Annotated in this window: 1 protein-coding gene and 1 pseudogene; both read left to right on the top strand. The window is 53.3% G+C overall.

Annotated features, from left to right (window positions below):
• The first annotated feature begins 2 nt into the window (after positions 1–2).
• Positions 3–125, top strand: a complete 123-nt coding sequence (locus ACNFOC_RS54825; RefSeq protein ID WP_416966373.1) for a PTS sugar transporter subunit IIC — start codon at positions 3–5, stop codon at positions 123–125.
• A 33-nt stretch (positions 126–158) separates the two neighbouring features.
• Positions 159–775, top strand: a pseudogene (locus ACNFOC_RS54820) (IS1 family transposase); the annotation flags it as partial.

Here is a 775-nt window from a genome sequence, read left to right as displayed (position 1 = left end):
TTCTGGGGATTGATTTTTGGCTGGAACCCTTATATTTATTCCGCCCGATAATCGTTTGTACCCTAACTGGCGCTATTCTCGGTGATATTCAGACTGGCTTAATGGTGATGCTGCCAACTTACTGATTTAGTGTATGATGGTGTTTTTGAGGTGCTCCAGTGGCTTCTGTTTCTATCAGCTGTCCCTCCTGTTCAGCTACTGACGGGGTGGTGCGTAACGGCAAAAGCACCGCCGGACATCAGCGCTATCTCTGCTCTCACTGCCGTAAAACATGGCAACTGCAGTTCACTTACACCGCTTCTCAACCCGGTACGCACCAGAAAATCATTGATATGGCCATGAATGGCGTTGGATGCCGGGCAACCGCCCGCATTATGGGCGTTGGCCTCAACACGATTTTCCGCCATTTAAAAAACTCAGGCCGCAGTCGGTAACCTCGCGCATACAGCCGGGCAGTGACGTCATCGTCTGCGCGGAAATGGACGAACAGTGGGGCTATGTCGGGGCTAAATCGCGCCAGCGCTGGCTGTTTTACGCGTATGACAGGCTCCGGAAGACGGTTGTTGCGCACGTATTCGGTGAACGCACTCTGGCCGCACTGGAGCGTCTTCTGAGCCTGCTGTCGGCCTTTGAGGTCGTGGTATGGATGACGGATGGCTGGCCGCTGTATGAATCACGCCTGAAGGGAAAGCTGCACGTTATCAGCAAGCGTTACACTCAGCGCATTGAGCGACATAATCTGAATCTGAGACAACATCTGGCAAGGCTGGGACGG

Source organism: Streptomyces colwelliae (assembly GCF_048158785.1).
GTDB lineage: Bacteria > Actinomycetota > Actinomycetes > Streptomycetales > Streptomycetaceae > Streptomyces.
Note: the sequence above shows the minus strand (reverse complement) of the source record. Positions and strands in the feature narration are given on the sequence as shown.